Below are 19,619 nucleotides of genomic sequence, written 5' to 3' on the forward strand. Positions count from 1 at the left end.
AAGGAGATGAATCCCATGAGCTATCGCAGCCTGCTGGTTGCCCTGGATGCGACCCCGGCCAACCCGACGCGCGTCAGCATTGCCATCGCGCTGGCCAGGGAGTTCGAAGCCCACCTGATCGGCCTGGCGCCCAGCGCCACGGTCGAGTTGCAGGCGCTGCAGGCTGCCGCCGCGATGGACGACTACGTCAGTGGCGCCTGCGCGACCCTGCTCGCACAGGCCCAGGCCCTCGCGCAAAACTTCCACCAACGCTGCGGCGCTGCCGGGCTGCCCTCATTCGAGGCGCTCGCCGACCAGACGCCCGCGGCGCAATCGCTGGCACGGCATTCGCAATGCACGGACCTGCTCATCATGAGCCAACCCGACCCGTCGCTGCCCGACCATCGCCAGCACGCGGCCGCGCTGGAACAGGTGCTGCTGCGCTGCGTGCGTCCGGTCCTGATGATCCCCTACACGCATCGCGAACCCCTGCGCACGCGCCGCGTGCTGCTGGCCTGGGACGGCAGCCGCGAGTCGGTCCGGGCGATGACGGACGCGCTGCCGCTGCTGCGCCGCGCCGACAACGTCTGGCTGATGCACTGGCGCCGAGACGCTGAAGGTGAAGCCCCGGCCGAGCGCCTCGCCTGCCAGCGCCAATGGCTGGCGCTGCAGGGCGTCGATGCCATCGTGCGCGAGGAAGTGACGGCACTGCCCATCGGCGACGCTCTGCTGAATGCGGCATCCGACACCGGGGCGGACCTGATCGTCATGGGTGCCTATGGCCACGCCCGCTGGGCGGAGCGGCTGTTCGGGGGTGTCTCCCGCAGGCTGCTGGCATCGATGACCGTGCCGGTGCTGATGTCGCATTGATCCCCCGCAGCATCCCGCGCTGGCTTGATCCAGCGCAAGGGCCGGGCTGCGGGCGGTGGCGAGGATGCGCTCATGACCCAGCGCCATCTCGATCGCCTGCTCACGCCCGACTCGGTAGCCGTCTTCGGCGCCTCCGACAAGCCCGGCCGCGTCGGCACCACCGTCTGGCGCAACCTGCTGAGCGGCGGCTTCAAGGGCCCGATGGCGGCCGTGAACCCGCGGCTGGACAGGCTGGACGGCCAGCCCTGCTTTGCCGGCGTCGCCGAGCTGCCGTTCACGCCGGACCTGGCCGTGCTGTGCACGCCACCGGACACCATCGCGCCGCTGGTTGGGCAGCTGGGTGAGCGCGGCACGCGGGCCGCCATCGTTGTGACGGCGGGCCTCACACCAGCGCAGAAGCAGGCGGCGCTGGACGCCGCCCGGCCGCACACGCTGCGCCTGCTGGGGCCCAACTGCATCGGCCTGCTGAGCCCGCACCTCGGGCTGAATGCCAGCTTCACCCAGGCGAAAGCGCTGCCCGGCGAGCTGGCGCTGGTGTCCCAGTCGGGCGCATTGCTGACGGCCCTGCTGGATTGGGCCAACGCCGAGCGCATCGGCTTCTCGCACCTCGTCTCGCTGGGCGAGCACGCCGACGTCGACTTCGCCGACCTGCTGGACCAGCTGGCCACGGACCGGCATACGCGCGCCATCCTGCTCTACATCGAATCCATCACATCGCCACGCAAGTTCATGTCGGCAGCGCGTGCCGCGGCTCGCATCAAGCCCGTCATCGTCGTCAAGGCCGGCCGCGCGCCGGCCGGCATGAAGGCCGCCGCCTCACACACGGGCGCGCTGGCGGGCGAGGACATCGTCTTCGACGCCGCCATCCGCCGCGCCGGCATGCTGCGCGTGGACACGCTGAAGGATCTCTTCATCGCCGCGCAGACGCTCGCGCGCTTTCGTGACAACCACAGCCGCGAGCTGATGGTCATGACCAATGGCGGCGGCGCGGGCGTGATGGTGGCCGACGCCGCCGCGCCGCTGGGCGTGACGCTGGCGCGCCCGGGCGAGGCGCTGATGAAGCGGCTCAACGCCGTGCTGCCGGCCAACTGGTCGCACGGCAACCCGATCGACATCATTGGCGACGCGCCCGCGCAGCGCTACGTGGACACGCTCAAGGCCCTGTTCGACGCCCCCGAGGCGGGCGCGGTGCTGTTCGTGCACGCACCGACGGCCATCGTCTCCAGTGAAGCCATCGCCCGGGCATGCGCCCCACTGATCGCCGAGCACCGGGGCCGTGTGCTGAGCTGCTGGCTGGGCGGTGACACGGTGGCGCCGGCGCGCAGCGCTTTCGAAGAGGCCGGCATCGCGGGCTACGAGACGCCCGAGGAGGCCGTGCGCGCGTTCTCGCTGATGCAGACCTACCGGCGCAACCAGACGGCACTACGCCAGACGCCAAGCGCCGGCGCGAACGGCAAGCCGGACCTGGCACGGGCGCGCGCCATCATCGACGCCGCGCTGGGCGCTGGCCGTGAATGGCTGGACGAGATCGATGCCAAGGCACTGCTGGCTGCCTATGGCATCGCGGTCGTGCCGACGTTGCGCACCGAAGCCTCGCCACAGGCCGCCGCCGAGGCCGCCAGGCGCATCGACGGGCCGGTGGTGCTGAAGGTGGTGTCCCCGGCCATCCTGCACAAGTCGGACGCCGGTGGCGTGCGCCTGGACCTGCGCGGCGAAGCCGCCGTGCGCCTGGCCGCACAGGAGATGCTCGATCATTTGCAAACCACGCGTCCGGAAGCCCACATCGAGGGATTCAGCGTGCAGGCCATGGTGCAACGGCCCCGCGCCCAGGAGCTCATCGTCGGCGCGCACGTGGATCAGATCTTCGGCCCGGTGCTGCTGTTCGGCCAGGGCGGCATCGCGGTGGAAGTGCTGGGCGACCGCGCCGTGGCGCTGCCGCCGTTGAACCGCGCGCTGGCACGCGAGCTGATCGACCGCACCCGGGTGGCCCGGCTGCTGGCCGGCTATCGCGGGCGGCCGCCGGCCCACATCGACGCCTTGTGCGACGCGCTGACCGCCGTCGGGCAGATGCTGGCCGATCTGCCCGAAATGGCCGAGCTGGACATCAACCCGCTGCTGGCCGACGAGCACGGCGTGCTCGCGCTGGATGCCCGCGTGCGCCTGTCGGCGTCGGCACCCTCCGGCATGGCGCGCTTCGCCGTGCGCCCCTACCCGGCAGATCTGGTGCGAACTCTGCACTGCCAAGGCAGCACGCTGCTGATGCGGCCGATCCGGCCCGAGGACGAGGCATTGCACCGCGAGTTCCTGCAGGCCTGCAGCCCCGAAGACCTGCGCATGCGCTTCTTCCAGGCGCCGCACGCGCTGACGCATGACGACCTCGCCCGGATGACGCAGATCGACTACGAGCGCGAGATGGCGCTCGTCATCGTCGATGAGCAGGCCGCTGGCGGCCCCCGCACGCTCGGCGTGGCCCGTCTCGTGCGCGATCCCGACAACGTCGAGGCGGAGTTCGGCCTGCTCGTGCGCAGCGACCTGCAGCGCCGGGGCCTCGGCCGCCTGCTGATGCAGGCCCTGCTGGACTACGCCGCCTCGCGCGGCACGCAGCGCGTCATCGGCCATGTGCTGCGCGAGAACCGGGCGATGCTGAACCTGCTCAAACGCATGGGTTTTGACGTCAGGCCGGGCGGTGCCCAGCCGTCGGAGATCGTCCTCGTCAGCCGAGCCCCGGGCTGCAGCGGCTCATGACGCCGGGCCAAGCGCGGCTCCTCAAGCCAGGCTGACAACCAGCACCGCCTGCAGGATCCTGCGCCGCTTGACGGCCCACGCGACATCGCCCTCCAGTGCCTGTGCGAGCACGGCCGTGGGATGGCCGGCGGTCGCCAGCCCGGCGAACACAGGAATGTCGGCGCTGCGGGCCAGGCGCCCTGTCAGGGCGGCGGGCAGGTGCTGACATTCAACCGCATCGTAGAGACGGCTCAGCATGCGTGCCGTTGCATCGACCCGCCATGGGCTGCTGTGCTCGTCAAGCCCGGGCTGGACAAAGGACACATGGGCACCGAGCGCCGTCGCCGCCTGCGCGAATTCGCTCGCCTCGTCGTCCTCCGGGTGCGGCGACATCAGCGCCAGCCGCCTGCCCGTCAATGGCTTCATCTCCGAGGCCTGCGGCCTCAAGAGCACCCTCGCCTGCCGCAGCAAGGCGGCGGCATCGACGGGGTAGGACGAAGTGGCGCCAGCGGCACCTTGGCGAGCCTCGGAACACATGAGTGGCAGCGTATCGACGCCGAATGCGCGGCCATTGACCAAGGTCAAGCCGGCGGAGTCCGACTCGGTGTTGAGCGGCTCCGTCACCGACGGTTCACGCAGTGTTACGCAGCGCTACCTAACGATTTGGCCTGTTGACACTTCATTGCCCGGGCCTGCCTAGCATCGATTTTTTCGATGCCACCCCAAGGGAGACCACCATGCACGCCAGTGCCCCGCATACCCCGATGACTGCCGCACGCTGCAGCACCACCTTCGCCGCCAGCGGCGCGATCAACACCAACGTCGCACCGTCCAAGGGTCAGCGCATCGCTGACGAGCTGAAGCTGCTGGAGGCCGTGCTGGCGCCCAGGCGCCGCATCGTCCATGCCGGCGATGTGCTGTACCGGCCGGGCGAGCGGTTCGAGCAGCTGCACGTGCTGAACTCCGGCTGCTTCAAGCTGATCAGCCCGTCGGCCGAGGGCCACGAGCAGGTAGTCGGGCTGAAGTTCCGCGGCGACTGGCTCGGCTTCAGCGCCATCGCCAAGGGCAGCTACGCCTGCGAAGCCATTGCGATGGACACCGCCGAGGTCTGGACGCTGCGCTACGACGCACTGCTGAAGGCCTGCGCCGACCATCCCCGCCTGATGGCCACCGTGCACGAGGCCATGAGCGACGAAATCATGCGCGAACGCGAGGCGCTGACGGCCCTGTGCGCGCTGCCGGCCGCCGCGCGCGTGGTGACCTTTCTGCACAACTGGGCCGATTCCCTGGCCGCGCGTGGCCTCAGGACCGACCAGATCAGCCTGCGCCTGACGCGCGCCGAGATCGGCAACTACCTCGGCCTGACGCTGGAGACCGTCAGCCGCGTGCTGTCCAGGCTCGCGCGAGCGCGGCTCATCGCCTTTCACGAGAAGAGCCGGCGCGACATCTGCATTCCCGACTTCCCCGCCCTGGCCGCCTTCATCGGTGGGCAGGCCGCTCCTGCCGGTCTGCACTAGGCGGCGCGTCGGCCTCGGCGGCCGCGCATCGATCCAGGGAGAAAAAAATGAATTCACCGCATCAGGACGCCGTCGCACCACCTCTTCGCTTCGCCAGCGGGGGCTTCGGCCGGCACTTCGACCTCTGGCGGCGCCGGCTGGCGCCGACCGCTCCGCTGACCATGGCCGCGGCTTACGCGGCCTTTGGCCTTGCCTGGATCCTGCTGTCTGATGGACTGCTGGAAAAGCTGGCGCCCGACATCGCCACGCTGTCCGCCGTTGGCCAGGGCAAGGGCATCGCCTTCGTGCTGGCGACCAGCGCGCTGATCTATGTGATCACCCCCAGCCGGCAAGCCGAGGGCGAGGCGACCGGACCGGCGCGCCAGGGCGGACCGGTCAGCGTGCTCTGGGTGTTCGCCCTGCTGTCAGCCGCCATCGTGCTGGCAAGCCTGCTGGGCTATGCCAGATCGACTCACATGTCGCATGAACAGCAGGTTGCGCAGTTGCGCCGCGAAGCCGAGCTGAAAGCCGAGATCGTCCAGGGCTGGATCGAGCGGCGCACGGAGGACGCACGCCGGCTTGCCACCGACCCCCAGTTGCGCACCAGCCTGCTGCGCTGGCGCCGCAGCCCCGATGAGGCATTGGCGGCAGAGATGAGGAAGGAACTGCTGTTGCTGCTGACTTCCACGCACTACGCCGACGCATTGCTGTTCGACGAACACGCCCGGCTGCTGCTGGCGCCGGACGGCGCCCCGCGGCATGTCGATGCGGCCATGTCGCATGGCGTGCGTTCGGCCCTGCAAGGCGGGCGGGTGTCTGGCGGCGACTTCCGGGCCGAGGTGGGCGACCCCGCCAGCCTGCAGTTCGACCTCTTCGTGCCACTGCCCAGCGCGGACGGCCGGCCCGGGACCGTCTTGCTGCTGCGCACAGCGCCGCGCCTCACGCTGCTGCCGCAGCTGACGCCGGGCTCCGCCAGTGACGCTCCCGAGACGCTGTTCTTCCGCCCCGCCGCACGGGATCTGCTGGCCTTGCGCATCGACGGCTCCGACACCCCGTTCGTCCCTCCGCGCAACTCCTCCCGCGCGGCGCTGACCGCCTTGTCCGGCGATCCGTCGCTGGCCGGTTCGCTCATGGACGGCCTGGATCGCGGCGAAGTTGCCCAGGCCGCGGTGGCGGCCCGGATTCGCAACTCCGGCTGGTATATCGCCATCCAGGCGCCGCGCGATGCGCTGCTGGGCGGCAGCATCGCCGATGCGACGACGCTGGCTCTGGTGAACTTGCTGGCCGTGCTGGCCGCGGGCGCCTTCACCTACGCTGCGCTGAAGCGGCGCGAACTGCTGGCAGCCGCACGCATGGCGGTGGCAAGCCAGGACGAGGAGCGGGCCTGGAAGATCGCCGAGGCGATCGCCAACTGTTCGACCGACTTCATCTTCGCCAAGGATCTCGAGGGCCGTTACCTGTTCGTGAACCGCGCGCTGTGCCGGGCGCTGGGACGCAGCTCGGAGCAACTGATCGGCTTCGATTCCACCGGCCTGTTCCCAGCCGAGCAGGTGCGCCAGCTGCTCAAAGACGACGCGGCAGCACTGCGGGCCGACAAGCCAGTCTGCGTCCAGACGTGCCTGACGATGCCGGACGGCGACCGCCTCTACGCCTGCACCAAGGGCAAGCTGGTCGACGACGAAGGCCGCACGCTGGGCATCTACAGCGTCTCCAGCGACATCACCGAGCGCCACGACATGCAGCAGCGCATGCGCCAGTGGGCCACGGTCTTCGAGGACATCCGCGACGGCGTCATCATCACCGACTCACGGGGCCGCATCCAGTCGATCAACCACTCGTTCACGACCATCACCGGCTACAACGCGCAAGAGGCCATCGGCGCCAGCCTGAAGCTGCTGAAGTCCGGCCGGCACGACGCGGAGTTCTATCAGAGGATGTGGGCCGCGCTCGATGCCAGCGGGCACTGGCAGGGTGAGATCTGGAACCGCCGCAAGGGCGGCGAGGTCTATCCGGAATGGCTGACCATCAGCGCGGTGCGCGACGACGACGCGACGGTCACGCACTACGTCGGCGTGTTCACCGACATCAGTCGCCTCAAGCACAGCGAGGCCCAGACCGACTGGCTGGTCCACAACGACCCGCTGACACGCCTGCCCAACCGCGTTCAACTGCAGAGGCGGCTCGAGGATGCGCTGGCCCGCTCACATCGGCGCGAGAGCCGCGCGGCGCTGCTGGTCATCGATCTCGATGGCTTCAAGACGGTCAACGACGGTCTGGGGCACCCGGCCGGCGACGAATTGCTGGTCTGTGTGGCCGCGCGCCTGCAGGCGCGCCTGCGCCATGAAGACTTCCTGGGCCGGCTCGGCGGCGATGAATTCCTGGTCATCCTCGAAGCCAACATGGACAGCACCAGCGTTGCCGTGCTCGCGCGCGGCCTGCTGGCGACCATCGCCGCGCCGATGGCGCTGTCGTGTGGGCAGGATGCCTACCTGACGGCCAGCATCGGCATCAGCATGTTCCCCGACGAAGGCAACCCCACCGCGGTCGAGTTGCTGCGTGACGCGGATGCGGCAATGAATCGCGCCAAGGAATTGGGCCGCAACCAGTTCTGCTTCTATACGGATGACATGAATGCCGAGGCCCGGACCAAGCTGGACCTGGAAGCCGCGCTGAGCCGCGCCATCGAACGCGATGAGCTGCAGCTGCACTACCAGCCCAAGGTGGCTGCCAGCAGCGGCGAAGTCGTCGGCGCCGAGGCCCTGTTGCGCTGGCAGCGCAGCGGCATCGGACTGGTGCCACCGAGCCAGTTCATCCCGGTAGCCGAGCAGAGCAGCCTGATCCTGGCCATTGGCGCCTGGGTCATCGACGCGGCATGCCGCCAGATCCGCGCCTGGATGGACGCCGGCCAGCCCGTGGTGCGCATAGCGGTCAACGTCGCGGCGCGGCAGTTCGCCGCCGGTGACCTGGACCAGGTGGTGGCCCGCGCCCTTCAGCGCCATCAGGTCGACGCGCAGTGGCTGGAGATCGAGATCACCGAAGGCATGCTGATCACCGAGCCTGGCGCCGCGATCGGCATGCTCAAGCGGATCAAGGCCCTCGGGGTCAAGCTGTCGCTGGACGACTTTGGCACCGGTTACTCCAGCCTGGCCTACCTGCAGCAGTTCCCGATCGACTCGCTGAAAATCGACCAGTCGTTCACGCGCCGCATCGGCGAGCAGCCCGACGGCGCGGCCCTGGTCGATGCCGTGATTGCACTGGCCCACCGGCTGCATCTGCGCGTGGTGGCCGAGGGCGTCGAAACCGCGCAGCAACGCGACTACCTGTGCCAGCGCGGCTGCGACGAGATGCAGGGTTATCACTTCGGCCGTCCGGCACCAGCCGAAGCGCTGCAGCACCTGTTGGCAAACGGCGCAATCGCGGTGAGCGCGCCTTGAAATACCTCACCTCTTCGGCCCCTGGCGCCCGCCTTTACCTCTACCCAGACAGCCGCAGCTGGCGGCCGGCGGAGCGGGGGCCGCTGCGCCGGGTCAGCCCGACGCCGTCGGCCTGCGGCGCGCCGCTCGGCTGCGCGCGACCTAGGCCGACAGCACGCGGGCCATCGCCTGCGCCAGCTGGCCGCGGCTGTAGGGCTTGGGCAGCAGTTCCCAGTCCGCCGGGGACTCGCGGTCGGCATCCAGCAGTTCGGCAGAGAAGCCCGACATCAACAGGATGGCCAGCTGCGGCAGCCGCTGCTGGGCGATGCGGGCGAGCTCGGTGCCGCGCATGCCGGCACCCAATGCAATGTCGGTGAGCAGCAGGTCGAAATCGGCTTCAGGCGTCAGCAGTTGAAGCGCCTGCTCGGCACTGGAACAGACGCTGAACACACAACCCAGGCTGGCCAGGAAGTGCTGCGCCACGGTGCGCACCTCGGCGTCGTCTTCGACCACCAGCACTTTCAGCCCCGCGGGCACCGTGTGCCCGACGTGGTCGCCGTCCTGGGCTCCCGTCTGGGCATCGTGCGGCACCGGCAGATACAGGCTGATCGTCGTGCCAAGGCCGGCCGTGCTGTCCAGCGCGACGGCGCCCTGTGACTGCTTGACGAAGCCATAGACGGCACTCAGCCCCAGGCCCGTGCCGCGGCCGGCCTGTTTGGTCGTGAAGAAGGGCTCGAAGGCACGCTCCTTGACGGCCTCCGGCATGCCCGTGCCGGTGTCGGTGACGGCGATGCGGACGAACCGGCCTTCGCCGAGCTCGTCCTGCAGGCCCGCCGGCAGCATGCCCGCGGCCGCCGCGGAAAAACGCAGATCGCCGCCGTCGAGCATCGCGTCGCGCGCATTGATCGCGATGTTGAGCAGGGCAGCTTCCAACTGGCCCGCGTCGGCCAGGGCCAGGGGGCAGTCCGGCGCGACATCGACGCTGATGCGGATGCGCTGGTCCAATGTGCGGCGCAGCATGTCCGACAGCGGGTGCAGCAGGCCATGCACGTCGACCGCGCTGGGCTGCAGCACCTGGCGGCGCGAGAAGGCCAGCAGCTTGCCGGTCAGCTCCGCGCCGCGCTTGGATGCGCGCATCGCGGCGCTCACCAGTTGCAGGGCGCCACCGTCCTGCGCCAGTGCCGGCAGCTCCTCCAGCACCTGCAGATTGCCTTGGATGACGGTCAGCAGGTTGTTGAAGTCGTGGGCAATGCCGCCCGTCAGCTGGCCAACACTTTCGAGGCGCTGGGCATGGCTCAGCGCCTCCTCGGTCTGCGCCCGCTGCAGGCAGGTGACCAGCAGATTGGCCAGTGACTCCAGGAAGCGCTGTTCATCGTCGCCGAACCGCTTCGACTGGCGGGAACGAACCTTCAAGGCGCCAATGACGCGGCCGCGGTCCAGCAGCGGCACCGCCAATGCGCTGACCAACCCTGCCGCGAGATAGTCGGGGGGCACCGCATAGCGTTGTTCTGCGCGGAAATCCTCGATCACGACCGATTGCCCCTGGCTCAGCACGACGCCCAGCGGCGTGTCGCCGCGATTGGGCACGATGCAACCCAGCGACTCGCCGGCGATCAGGCCCACGCCCCCGGCGACGCGCAGTTCAAGCCGGTTGCTTTCCAGCAGGAACACCAGCGCCATCTCGACTTCCAGCGCCTCGGCGGCGATGGCCGGTACCTGCTGCAACAGCTGCTGCGGATCGCGTGCGTCGACGGCCAGGCGGCCCAGCTGCGCCAGATGCTCGCTGTAGCGCGCCCGCTGCAACGCCTGTTTGACGCGCGGATAGCCGCCGATGCCGCGGATCGCGGCAACCACGAAGGGCAGGCCGTGGTCCTGCAACGGGCTCAGCGCGATTTCCACCATCACCTCGCTGCCGTCGCGCCGCCGGGCTACCAGCTCCATCTGGGTGCCCATCGGCCGAGCGCGCGGCGCGTGACCGTAGGCCTGCCGGTATGACGCGTGGCGAGGGCGAATGCTGTCGGGCACCAGTTCGTCCACGCTCGTGCCGACGAGCTCCTCCATCGAGTACCCCAGCAGCGCCGCCGCCGCGGGGTTGGCCCGGGCGATCAGGCCTGCGGCGTCCACCAGCAGCAGGGCGTCCGGATAGGCGGAAAACAGCGAGCGGTAGACGGTCAGGTCATCGACGGGCTGCGGCGTCGGCTGGTTGGCGGGAGGCGTTCCAGCCATCAGGTTTTAGCCCGTGCGGAGCCGATGGGCGGAACGAAGATGTAGCCGGCGCCGCGGACCGACTTGATGATCTGTGGATTCTCCGCATCGACTTCCAGCTTCTTGCGCAGGCGTCCGATCTGCACGTCGATCGTGCGGTCAAAGGGCGCAGCTTCGCGGCCCCGCGTCTGTTCAAGCAGAAAGTCGCGGGACAGCACGCGACCCGCATGCTGGGCCAGGGCCGCGAGGAGGGAGAACTCGCCGCTGGTGAGCCGCACCTCTGCGCCGTTCGGATCGTCAAGGCGCCGGGCGCCCAGGTCGAGCTGCCAGCCGAGAAATGTCAGGTGCTCGCCACCCGAGGCACTGGCCACCTGCCGGGGCGCCTGCCCGCTGGCCGGCTGGCCGGAGGCCAACGGGTGCGGCTCCATGCGCCGCAACACGGCCTTGATGCGCGCGACCAGCTCGCGCAGGTCGAAAGGCTTGGTGACGTAGTCATCGGCGCCGACTTCCAGGCCCACGACCTTGTCGACCGAGTCCCCGCGGCCGGTGATGATGACCAGGCCGCAGCGCCAGTGCTCGCGCAGCTGCCGTGCGATGGCGAAGCCGTCCTCTCCGGGCAGGCCCAGATCCAGCAGGACCAGCTCGGGCGGATCGCTGGCCATCAGCTCCATCAGCGCACGGCCCGAATGCAATTGCGTCGTGCGAAAGCCGTGCCCAGGCAGATATCGGCCTAGCAGCTCGGTGATCGCTGTTTCGTCATCGACAACGGCAATGTGCTGAAGCGTCACAGCGTCGGCGCACCTGAAGCGTTATGGGGATGGCAAGGATTCTGGCACCGATCGGTGCCACGAAATCATTGTGCAAGGCCGCTGGCGCCCCGCGACCCCTCGCCCGGCTAGCGCCCGCTCAGCACGCGCGCAGGCAGCATGACGATGGCACGCAGCAGCCCGAAGGCGCCGTCGACGGCGATGCCCAGCAACCTGAAGGGCAGCGTGATCAGCCAGACCAGCGGCCACAGCAGCAGCGCCAGGATGGCCAGCGGCCAGCAGATCACGAACAGGATGCACCAGAGCAGGAAGCTGAACATCGCGGACTCCTTCTTACTTGACCGGCTGACTGATGCCGGGCTTCAGGTATTTATCCAAGAACTCGACCATGCGGCGGTTGGCCTCCAGCGTGTTCTTCTTCTTCGAGAAGCCATGGCCCTCGTCGTCGAACACGAGATAGTCCACCGGCACGCCGTTCTTCTTGACCGCGGCGACGATGTCGTCGCTCTCGGGCTTGATGACGCGCGGGTCGTTGGCGCCCTGGATGACCATCAGCGGCTTCTTGATCTCGCTGGCGTGGAAGAGCGGTGACGTGGCCATCAGGCGCTCACGGTCCTTCACCGGGTCGCCCACCTCCTGGTAGAGCGCCAGGCGGAAGCTCTCCCAGTAGGGCGGAATGCTTTCCAGCGTGCGGATCCAGTTGGCGACGCCGAAGATGTCGATGCCAACCTTGAAGGCCTCGGGGCGGAAGGCCATGGCCGACAGCACCATGTAGCCGCCATAGCTGCCGCCGACGATGCCGATGCGCTCGGGGTCGATGACGCCGGTGCCGGCCAGGAAGGTCTTGGCCTCGATGCAGTCCCACAGCGGCTCGCGGCCATGCTTGCCGTCGTCAGCCGTGAAGAAGCTCTTGCCATAGCCCGAGCTGCCGCGGTTGTTGATGCCCAGCACCGCATAGCCGTTGTTGACAAAGTACTGCATCAGCGCCGAGTAGCCGCGCTTGGTCTGGCCGCCGGGGCCGCCATGCACCCAGACGATGGCCGGCACCTTGTGGGTTGGCGAGGCTTCCTTGGGCAGCATGTAGACCGACGGGACGACCATGCCGTCGAAGCTCTTGAAGCGGGCGATGGAGGCGTCCACCAGCTCGGCCGGGTCGATGTCCTTGGACAGGCTCTGCGTCAGCTGCTTCGGCGCGGCGTTGGAGCCGACCTCGGCGACGAACAGGTTGTTGGGCGAGCGGTCGCCGTTCACGTAGAAGGCCATGCGCTTGCCGCTGCGGGAGAAGGTCACGCCGCGCACGTCGCCGCCGGGTAGCTGGGGCAGCGCCATCGGTTTGCCGTCGCGGTACAGGCGCAGCGCGATGCTGGCGTCGGCATTGATGCCGGTGATGCGGTAGCGGCCGTCCTTGGAGAAGGCCGTGTAGTCCACGTCCCAATCGGCCTTCTCGATCTCGCGGGTCGCGCCGCTGGCCAGGTCGTAGCCGATGACGCGGGTGAACTCGCCGCCGTCGTTGCTGGTCATCAGCAGCTCGCGGCCGTCGGGCGTGAAGTCCTGCGGCGTGTAGTTGGCCACGCCCTGGTGCTTGGTGATGTGCTTGACCTCGCCACTCTTCAGGTCGACCAGGTGCACGTCGGAGTCGGCCGTCGTGTTGATCTTGCCCACCGCCAGCCAGCGGCCGTCGCGGCTGATGTCGCTCAACTCCCAGCCGGCCTCGTTCTTGAAGACCAGCGTGCGGGCGTAGGTCTTGGCATCAAAACGGTAGAGGTCGAAGAAGCGCGGATCGCGTTCGTTGGTCGTCACGTAGAAGGCCGTGTCGTCACCGCTCCAGCCGGCGAACGAAGCCTTGAGCTTGTCGCCCGGCGTCAGGTCCTTCTCGCTGCCGTCGAGCTCACGCACATAGAGATGGTTGAGCTCGTTGCCGGCCTGGTCGCGGGTGTAGAGGAAGCGGTCATCGCCCGGGAAGAAGCCCACCGCGTAGTGACTGTCGGTCTTGGAATTCGTCAGCTGGACCGGCTTGCCGCCGCCCACCGGCATCGCATAGACGTTGAAGATGCCCGTCTCGTTGCTGTGGAAGAGGATGCGGCTCTCGTCGGCCGAGAAGCTGGCGCCACCGATGTTCACGGTGGCCATGAACTGCTCGATGGTGTAGCGCTTGGCGGGCTTGGGCGCCTTGGCGACAGCGGCCGGCTTGTCGGCGGCAACAGCGGCCTGGGACGCGCCAGCCAGCAAGGCCAGGGAAGCGACGAGGGACAGCAGGGGTCGGCTCATGGAGTCTCCGTTGAAATGAGTGGGCAGACTCTAGCCAGCCGCCCCGCCGTCCCCCATCAGGGTTGTGACGAAGCGGCGGAATCGGGGGACAGGCGGTTCAAGGCGACGCTGGGCCGTTCCCGAGTCGCCTTGACCCCCTCGGGGGGCGGGCGGGCTTCAGGCCAGCCCTGGGGGCACCATCAAATGCGTTGATGGCCCGCGACATAGCAGGCCGCGAGGTTGCGCTCGTCGGCCAGCGTCATCCACGCAAAGACACGCTCGTGCAGCTCGCGCGCCACCGCGTCGCGCGCCTCGGCGACCGGGCCTTGCGCCCAGTCCCACACGCAGATGTCGGCCGTCTGCCCCACCGACAGGCCGCCGATCTCGCCACCCAGCTGCAGCGCCTCGGCCGCGCCACGCGTGGCGGCATGCAGGGCCATCCATGCGGTCATGCGCTCGCCGCGCAGGGCCTGCACCTTGTAGGCATCGAGCATGTTGCGTGGCAGGCTGAGCGTCGTACCACCACCGACGTCAGAAGCCAGGCTGATGTTGAAGGCCGCACCCGGCCAGTCGAACAGGCCGCTGCCCAGGAATAGATTGCTCGACGGGCAATGCGCCACCTGGGCGCCACGGTCAGCGATGACGACGCGGTCGTGCGGGTCCAGATAAATGCCATGGGCCAGCACCGAGCGCTCGTGCACGAGGCCGACGCGCTCATACACATCCAGGTAGCTGCGCGCATCCGGGAACAGCTCCGCCACCCAGGCGACCTCGGCGCGGTTCTCGGCGACGTGGGTCTGCATATAGAGGCTGGCATCGGCGCGGCACAGCGCGCCGGCCATTGCCAGTTGCTCGGGCGTGCTGGTCGGCGCAAAGCGCACCGTCACGGCGTACGCCAGGCGGTCGCGGCCATGGAAACGGGCGATGAGGTCGACGCAATCCTTCTCGGCCTGAACGACGTCGTCCCGCAGCCCGTCCGGCGCATGGCGGTCCATCAACACCTTGCCGGTGATCAGCCGCATGCCGCGTGCCGCGGCGCTGTCGAACAGGGCCTCGGCCGACACCTTGTGCACGGTCGGGAAGACGACGGCCGAGGTCGTGCCGCTGGCCAGCAGCGCATCCAGGAAGACCTCGGCCCCTGCGCGGCTGCGCGCCGGGTCGGCAAAGGTGCATTCGCTCGGGAAGGTGTAGCGCTTGAGCCAGTCCAGCAGCTCGGTGCCGTAGGAGCCGATGACCTCCAGCTGCGGGCAGTGGACGTGGGTGTCGATGAACCCCGGCAGCACCAGCTTTCCGGCATGGTCCTTGCGCGCCCAACCGGCATCCGGCTCGGCGGCCTGCCTCCCGACGATGCGGCCGTCCTCGATCAGCAGCCAGTGGTCACGGTCAAAGCGCACCGCCGGTGGCTCGGTGTCGCCCCAGCGTGGTGCGGCCGTGAAATCCAGCAGATCGCCCCGCAGGGCCCATCGGCGTGGACTGTCGACGAATTTTTCCTGGTTAGTAAAACTCATATGGCAATTCTGAGGCAACGCTCGACAATCGAGGCCAGCATGAATACCCGACCCATCCGTTTTTTCCACCGCGGCGAGGTCGTCGAGGTCCAGAACCTGCCCCCGACGACCACCGTGCTGCAATACCTGCGCGAGCATGCCGGCTGTACCGGTACCAAGGAAGGCTGTGCCGAGGGCGACTGCGGCGCCTGCACGGTCATCCAGGGCGAACTGGACACATCAGGCCAGCTGCAACTGCGCAACGTGAATGCCTGCACCCAATTCCTGCCGACGCTCGACGGCCGCGCACTGCTGACAGTGGAAGACCTGGGCGGCCCGCAGCGGCTCAACCCCGCCCAGCAGGCCATGGTGGACTGCCATGGCTCCCAGTGCGGCTTCTGCACCCCCGGCTTCGTCATGAGCCTGACGGCTTGTTATGAAACCCACCAAGCCGCCGGCACCAAGCCCACCCGCCAGCAACTGGCCGATGCGCTGGCCGGCAACCTCTGCCGCTGCACGGGCTACCGGCCCATCCTGGATGCCGGCGAACAGATGTTCGACGCGCCCGCCCGCTGCCTGGACCGTGCGCCCATCGCTGAGGCTCTGCAGACCCTGGCCGCCGACGAGCCGCTGGACTATGGCCACGCCGGCGCCCGCTTCCATGCACCGCAAAGCATCCACGACCTGGCCCTGCTGCGCGAGACCTATCCGCAGGCGACGCTGCTGGCCGGGTCGACCGACGTGGGCCTGTGGGTGAACAAGCAGTTCCGCGACCTGGGGGACGTCATCTACACCGGCCGTGTCGCGGCGCTGCGCGAGATCCGCAACGACGGTACCGGCCTGTGGATCGGTGCCGCCGCTTCGCTGGAAGACAGCTGGGCCGCGCTGACCACCGCCGTGCCCCGCCTGCGCGAGCTGTGGCTGCGCTTCGCGTCGCCGCCGGTGCGCCATGCCGGCACGCTGGGCGGCAACATCGCCAATGGCTCGCCCATCGGCGACGGTGCGCCGGCCCTGATCGCCCTGGGCGCCGACATCATCCTGCGCCGCGGCTCGCAGCAGCGCCGCCTCAAACTGCAGGACTTCTATCTCGACTACATGAAGAAGGACCTGCAGCCCGGCGAATTCGTCGAGGCACTGCATGTCCCCCTGCCCTCGCCCGACTGGCGCTTCAGCGCGCACAAGATCGCCAAGCGCCATGACAGCGACATCTCGGCCGTCTGCGCCGTGCTGGCGATCAGGCTGGATGCCGGCGCCGTGCAGGAGGCGCGCTTCGCGTTCGGTGGCATGGCCGCCATCGTCAAGCGCGCCGCCGCGGCGGAAGCCGCCGTCGTCGGCCAGCCCTGGAGCGAAGCCACTGCCAAGGCTGCAGCCGCCGCGCTGCCGCAGGACTTCAAGCCCATGACCGACATGCGCGCCAGCGCTGACTACCGGCTCAAGGTGGCGCAGAACCTTTTCATCAAGCTGTGGCTGGAAACCGTCGGCGCTGTGCCTGTCGGCGTCTGGCCGTCCATGCAAGAGGTGCTGGCATGAACAAGCCCGAAACCCTGTACCTCGCACAGCCCGTCGTCGGCAAGTCGCTGCCGCACGAGTCGGCGCATCTGCACGTCAGCGGCGCCGCGCCCTACATCGACGACCTGCCCGAGCCCGCCGGCACGCTGCACGCGGCGCTGGGCCTGTCGCCGATCGCGCACGGCAAGCTGCTGAGCGTCGACCTGGAGCGCGTCCGGCAGATGCCCGGCGTCGTCGCCGTGCTCAGCGCAGCCGATATTGCCGGTGAGAACAACTGCGGGCCGCTGCTGCATGACGACCCCATCCTGGCGGCGGACGAGCTGCGCTATGTGGGCCAGCCGGTGTTCGCCGTCATCGCGACCCACCGCGAACTGGCGCGCCGCGCGGCGGGGCTGGCCAGACAGGTCATCCAGGCCGAGCCGCTGCCGCCGCTGCTGACGGCACTGCAAGCGCATGCCGCCGGCCAGTACGTGCTGGCGCCTGCGCACCTGACGCGCGGCGAGCCGGCCGAACAGCTCGCCAGCGCACCGCACCGGCTGCAGGGAAGCTGGAGCCTGGGCGGCCAGGAGCAGTTCTATCTGGAGGGCCAGATCAGCCTGGCCGTGCCGCAGGAGGGCGGCGACGCCTTGCTCGTGCACTGCTCGACCCAACACCCGAGCGAGATGCAGCAGCTCGTGGCGCATTGCCTGGGCTGGCATGCGCATCGTGTCGTCGTGCAATGCCGGCGCATGGGTGGCGGCTTTGGCGGCAAGGAGAGCCAATCCGCTCTCTTCGCCTGCGTCGCGTCCATCGCTGCGCTGAAGCTGAAGAAACCCGTGAAGCTCCGCGTGGACCGCGACGACGATTTCCTCGTCACGGGACGCCGTCATGGCTTCGACTACCGATGGGATGTCGGCTTCGACGCCGACGGCCGCATCCTTGCCGTCGACATCGATCTGATCGCCAACGCCGGGCACAGCGCCGACCTTTCCGCCCCCGTGATGGCCCGCGCGCTCTGCCATTTCGACAACGCCTACTGGCTGCCGCATGTTGCGATGCATGGCTACTGCGCCAAGACCAACACGCAGAGCAACACGGCCTTCCGAGGCTTTGGCGGACCGCAGGGGGCCATCGCCATCGAGATGATCCTGGACGGTGTCGCCCGCCAGCTCGGATTGGACCCGGCCGAGGTGCGCCAGCGCAATTTCTACACCGCCGGCCAGGACATGACGCCCTATGGCCAGCAGGTCGAGGAACTGCACGCCCAACCGCTGACGGCGCAGCTGCTTGCCAGCAGCCGCTACGCCGAACGCCGCGCCGAGATCGCCGCCTTCAACGCCGCCAGCCCGGTGCTGAAAAAGGGCCTGGCCTTCACGCCGGTCAAGTTCGGCATCTCCTTCAACGTGGCCCACCTGAACCAGGCCGGCGCACTGGTGCATGTCTACACCGACGGCTCGGTGCTGGTGAACCACGGCGGCACGGAAATGGGCCAGGGCCTGAACACCAAGGTGGCCCAGGTCGTCGCGCATGAGTTGGGCCTGCCGTTGGCCAGCGTGCGCTGCTCGGCCACCGACACGAGCAAGGTCGCCAACACCTCCGCCACGGCCGCATCCACCGGCAGCGACCTGAACGGCAAGGCCGCGCAGGATGCCGCGCGCAAGATCAAGGGGCGGCTGGCCGCCTTCGCCGCCGAGCGCTTTGGCTGCGCCGCCGAGCTGGTCGCCTTTGATGGCGGCCAGGTCAGCGGCGGCGGCCAAAGCCTGCCCTTTGGCGAACTCGTCGCCGCGGCCTACCTGAAGCGCGTGCAGCTGTGGAGCGACGGCTTCTACGCCACGCCCGGCCTGCACTGGGACCGCAGCAAGCTGCAGGGCCACCCTTTCTATTACTACGCCTGGGGCGGCGCCGTCTGTGAGGCGCTGGTGGACACACTGACCGGCGAAAGCCGCATCACGCGCGCCGACATCCTGCACGACGTGGGCCAGAGCCTGAACCCGGCCATCGACATCGGCCAGATCGAAGGCGGCTTCATCCAGGGCATGGGCTGGCTGACGACGGAGGAGCTGGTCTGGCACCCCACGACGGGTTTGCTGACCACGCACGCGCCCAGCACCTACAAGATCCCGACCGCCAACGATTGCCCGCCGGAACTGCGTGTGGAGCTGTTCGGCGTGGCCAATGCCAGCGAAACCATCCACCGCAGCAAGGCCGTCGGCGAGCCGCCGCTGCTGCTGGGGTTTGCGGCCCTGCTGGCCATCAAGGACGCCTGCGCCGCCTGCGGCCCAGAGAATTGCGATCCGCCGCTGCAGGCGCCGGCCACGGCCGAGGCGGTGCTCAACGCGATCGACGCCGTCCGTTGAAGCTCGTCGCCGCCCTCACCGTCCTGCTGGCGCTCGGCAGTTGCGCCACTGCACCGCCGGCGCCCGACATCGTCAGCGTCGACAGCTGGGGCGGCAGTGCAGCCACATCCACGGCAGCGCCGCAGCAGATCAAGCACATCACGATCCACCACCAGGGCGAGATCTGGAAGGACGGCGCCGACGTCGAGGCCTACTTGCGCCGACTGCAGCAGTGGTCGCGCCTGACCAAGCGCTGGGCGGACATCCCCTACCACTACGTCATCGCGCCCGACGGCCGCATCTACGCGGCGCGGCCGCTGGCCCAGGCCGGCGACACCAACACCGAATACGACCCGCGCGGCCACGCCCTCGTCATGCTGGTGGGCAACTTCGAGGAGCAGCAGCCCACGCCGGCCCAGCTCAACGCCGCCGTCGAGCTGACCGCGTGGCTGGTCCGCCAACACCACCTCGGCCTGGACGCCATCGCCAGCCACAAGGACTACAGCCGGCAGACCGTCTGCCCGGGCAAGAATCTGTACGCCTACCTGGAATCCGGCTGGTTCAAGGCCGAGGTGGGCAAGCGCCTCTGATCAGCGGGTTTTCTGCG

The 19,619-nt window shown here is 68.8% G+C and carries 13 protein-coding genes; 7 read left to right on the top strand and 6 right to left on the bottom strand.

Annotation, left to right across the window (positions count from 1 at the left end; all coding sequences use genetic code 11):
- Positions 1-15: 15 nt before the first annotated feature.
- On the top strand, positions 16-849 hold the full coding sequence (locus tag AC1DW0_RS12570) for a universal stress protein (RefSeq protein ID WP_477946149.1): 834 nt from the start codon (positions 16-18) through the stop codon (positions 847-849).
- 72 nt (positions 850-921) lie between these two features.
- Entirely contained in the window at positions 922-3,594 is a 2,673-nt protein-coding gene (locus AC1DW0_RS12575) for a bifunctional acetate--CoA ligase family protein/GNAT family N-acetyltransferase (RefSeq protein WP_477946151.1), read from the top strand.
- 21 nt (positions 3,595-3,615) lie between these two features.
- On the opposite strand, the gene AC1DW0_RS12580 is transcribed toward AC1DW0_RS12575, so the two are convergent.
- Entirely contained in the window at positions 3,616-4,158 is a 543-nt protein-coding gene (locus AC1DW0_RS12580; protein WP_477946153.1) for a Rossmann-fold NAD(P)-binding domain-containing protein, read from the bottom strand.
- 152 nt (positions 4,159-4,310) lie between these two features.
- On the opposite strand from AC1DW0_RS12580, the gene AC1DW0_RS12585 reads away from it, so the two are divergent.
- Positions 4,311-5,090, top strand: coding sequence for a Crp/Fnr family transcriptional regulator (locus AC1DW0_RS12585; RefSeq protein ID WP_477946155.1), 780 nt, complete (start codon positions 4,311-4,313; stop codon positions 5,088-5,090).
- 47 nt (positions 5,091-5,137) lie between these two features.
- Positions 5,138-8,503 (top strand): putative bifunctional diguanylate cyclase/phosphodiesterase, encoded by a 3,366-nt coding sequence (locus AC1DW0_RS12590; protein WP_477946157.1) that lies wholly within the window; start codon positions 5,138-5,140, stop codon positions 8,501-8,503.
- 141 nt (positions 8,504-8,644) lie between these two features.
- Here the strand turns inward: AC1DW0_RS12590 and AC1DW0_RS12595 are convergent, their stop codons facing one another.
- The 5 genes from AC1DW0_RS12595 to guaD all read right to left on the bottom strand — a co-directional run bounded on the left by AC1DW0_RS12595 (position 8,645) and on the right by guaD (position 15,209).
- The gene (locus tag AC1DW0_RS12595) at positions 8,645-10,708 is read right to left on the bottom strand and encodes a PAS domain S-box protein (protein WP_477946159.1); all 2,064 of its coding nucleotides are present in this window, start codon (positions 10,706-10,708) and stop codon (positions 8,645-8,647) included.
- Entirely contained in the window at positions 10,708-11,475 is a 768-nt protein-coding gene (locus tag AC1DW0_RS12600) for a winged helix-turn-helix domain-containing protein (protein ID WP_056198440.1), read from the bottom strand. Before AC1DW0_RS12600 ends, AC1DW0_RS12595 begins: the two co-directional genes overlap by 1 nt.
- Positions 11,476-11,582: 107 nt before the next feature.
- A complete protein-coding gene (locus AC1DW0_RS12605; RefSeq protein ID WP_056198443.1) occupies positions 11,583-11,774 on the bottom strand; it encodes a hypothetical protein in 192 nt (63 codons plus the stop codon).
- A 13-nt stretch (positions 11,775-11,787) separates the two neighbouring features.
- Complete coding sequence (locus AC1DW0_RS12610; RefSeq protein WP_477946161.1) at positions 11,788-13,722, bottom strand: S9 family peptidase; 1,935 nt, start codon at positions 13,720-13,722, stop codon at positions 11,788-11,790.
- A gap of 179 nt (positions 13,723-13,901) precedes the next feature.
- On the bottom strand, positions 13,902-15,209 hold the full coding sequence (gene guaD, locus AC1DW0_RS12615) for a guanine deaminase (RefSeq protein WP_457390270.1): 1,308 nt from the start codon (positions 15,207-15,209) through the stop codon (positions 13,902-13,904).
- A gap of 39 nt (positions 15,210-15,248) precedes the next feature.
- On the opposite strand from guaD, the gene xdhA reads away from it, so the two are divergent.
- From xdhA to AC1DW0_RS12630, 3 genes are read left to right on the top strand one after another with little or no spacing between them, the layout of a single operon-like run.
- A complete protein-coding gene (gene xdhA, locus AC1DW0_RS12620; RefSeq protein ID WP_477946163.1) occupies positions 15,249-16,718 on the top strand; it encodes a xanthine dehydrogenase small subunit in 1,470 nt (489 codons plus the stop codon).
- A complete protein-coding gene (xdhB, locus tag AC1DW0_RS12625) occupies positions 16,715-19,033 on the top strand; it encodes a xanthine dehydrogenase molybdopterin binding subunit (RefSeq protein ID WP_477946165.1) in 2,319 nt (772 codons plus the stop codon). The genes xdhA and xdhB overlap by 4 nt, the downstream gene beginning before the upstream one ends.
- Positions 19,030-19,602, top strand: a complete 573-nt coding sequence (locus tag AC1DW0_RS12630) for a peptidoglycan recognition protein family protein (RefSeq protein WP_477946167.1) — start codon at positions 19,030-19,032, stop codon at positions 19,600-19,602. Before xdhB ends, AC1DW0_RS12630 begins: the two co-directional genes overlap by 4 nt.
- Positions 19,603-19,619: the final 17 nt, after the last annotated feature.

The sequence above is a fragment of the Roseateles sp. P4_D2 genome (assembly GCF_056401875.1).

Bases quoted from the DNA above. Each gene is read 5' to 3' on its own strand.
- AC1DW0_RS12570 (WP_477946149.1), top strand. From the start codon at position 16: ATGAGCTATCGCAGCCTGCTGGTTGCCCTGGATGCGACCCCGGCCAAC.
- AC1DW0_RS12575 (WP_477946151.1), top strand. From the start codon at position 922: ATGACCCAGCGCCATCTCGATCGCCTGCTCACGCCCGACTCGGTAGCC.
- AC1DW0_RS12585 (WP_477946155.1), top strand. From the start codon at position 4,311: ATGCACGCCAGTGCCCCGCATACCCCGATGACTGCCGCACGCTGCAGC.
- AC1DW0_RS12590 (WP_477946157.1), top strand. From the start codon at position 5,138: ATGAATTCACCGCATCAGGACGCCGTCGCACCACCTCTTCGCTTCGCC.
- AC1DW0_RS12595 (WP_477946159.1), bottom strand. From the start codon at position 10,708: ATGGCTGGAACGCCTCCCGCCAACCAGCCGACGCCGCAGCCCGTCGAT.
- AC1DW0_RS12605 (WP_056198443.1), bottom strand. From the start codon at position 11,774: ATGTTCAGCTTCCTGCTCTGGTGCATCCTGTTCGTGATCTGCTGGCCG.
- AC1DW0_RS12610 (WP_477946161.1), bottom strand. From the start codon at position 13,722: ATGAGCCGACCCCTGCTGTCCCTCGTCGCTTCCCTGGCCTTGCTGGCT.
- guaD (WP_457390270.1), bottom strand. From the start codon at position 15,209: ATGAGTTTTACTAACCAGGAAAAATTCGTCGACAGTCCACGCCGATGG.
- xdhA (WP_477946163.1), top strand. From the start codon at position 15,249: ATGAATACCCGACCCATCCGTTTTTTCCACCGCGGCGAGGTCGTCGAG.
- xdhB (WP_477946165.1), top strand. From the start codon at position 16,715: ATGAACAAGCCCGAAACCCTGTACCTCGCACAGCCCGTCGTCGGCAAG.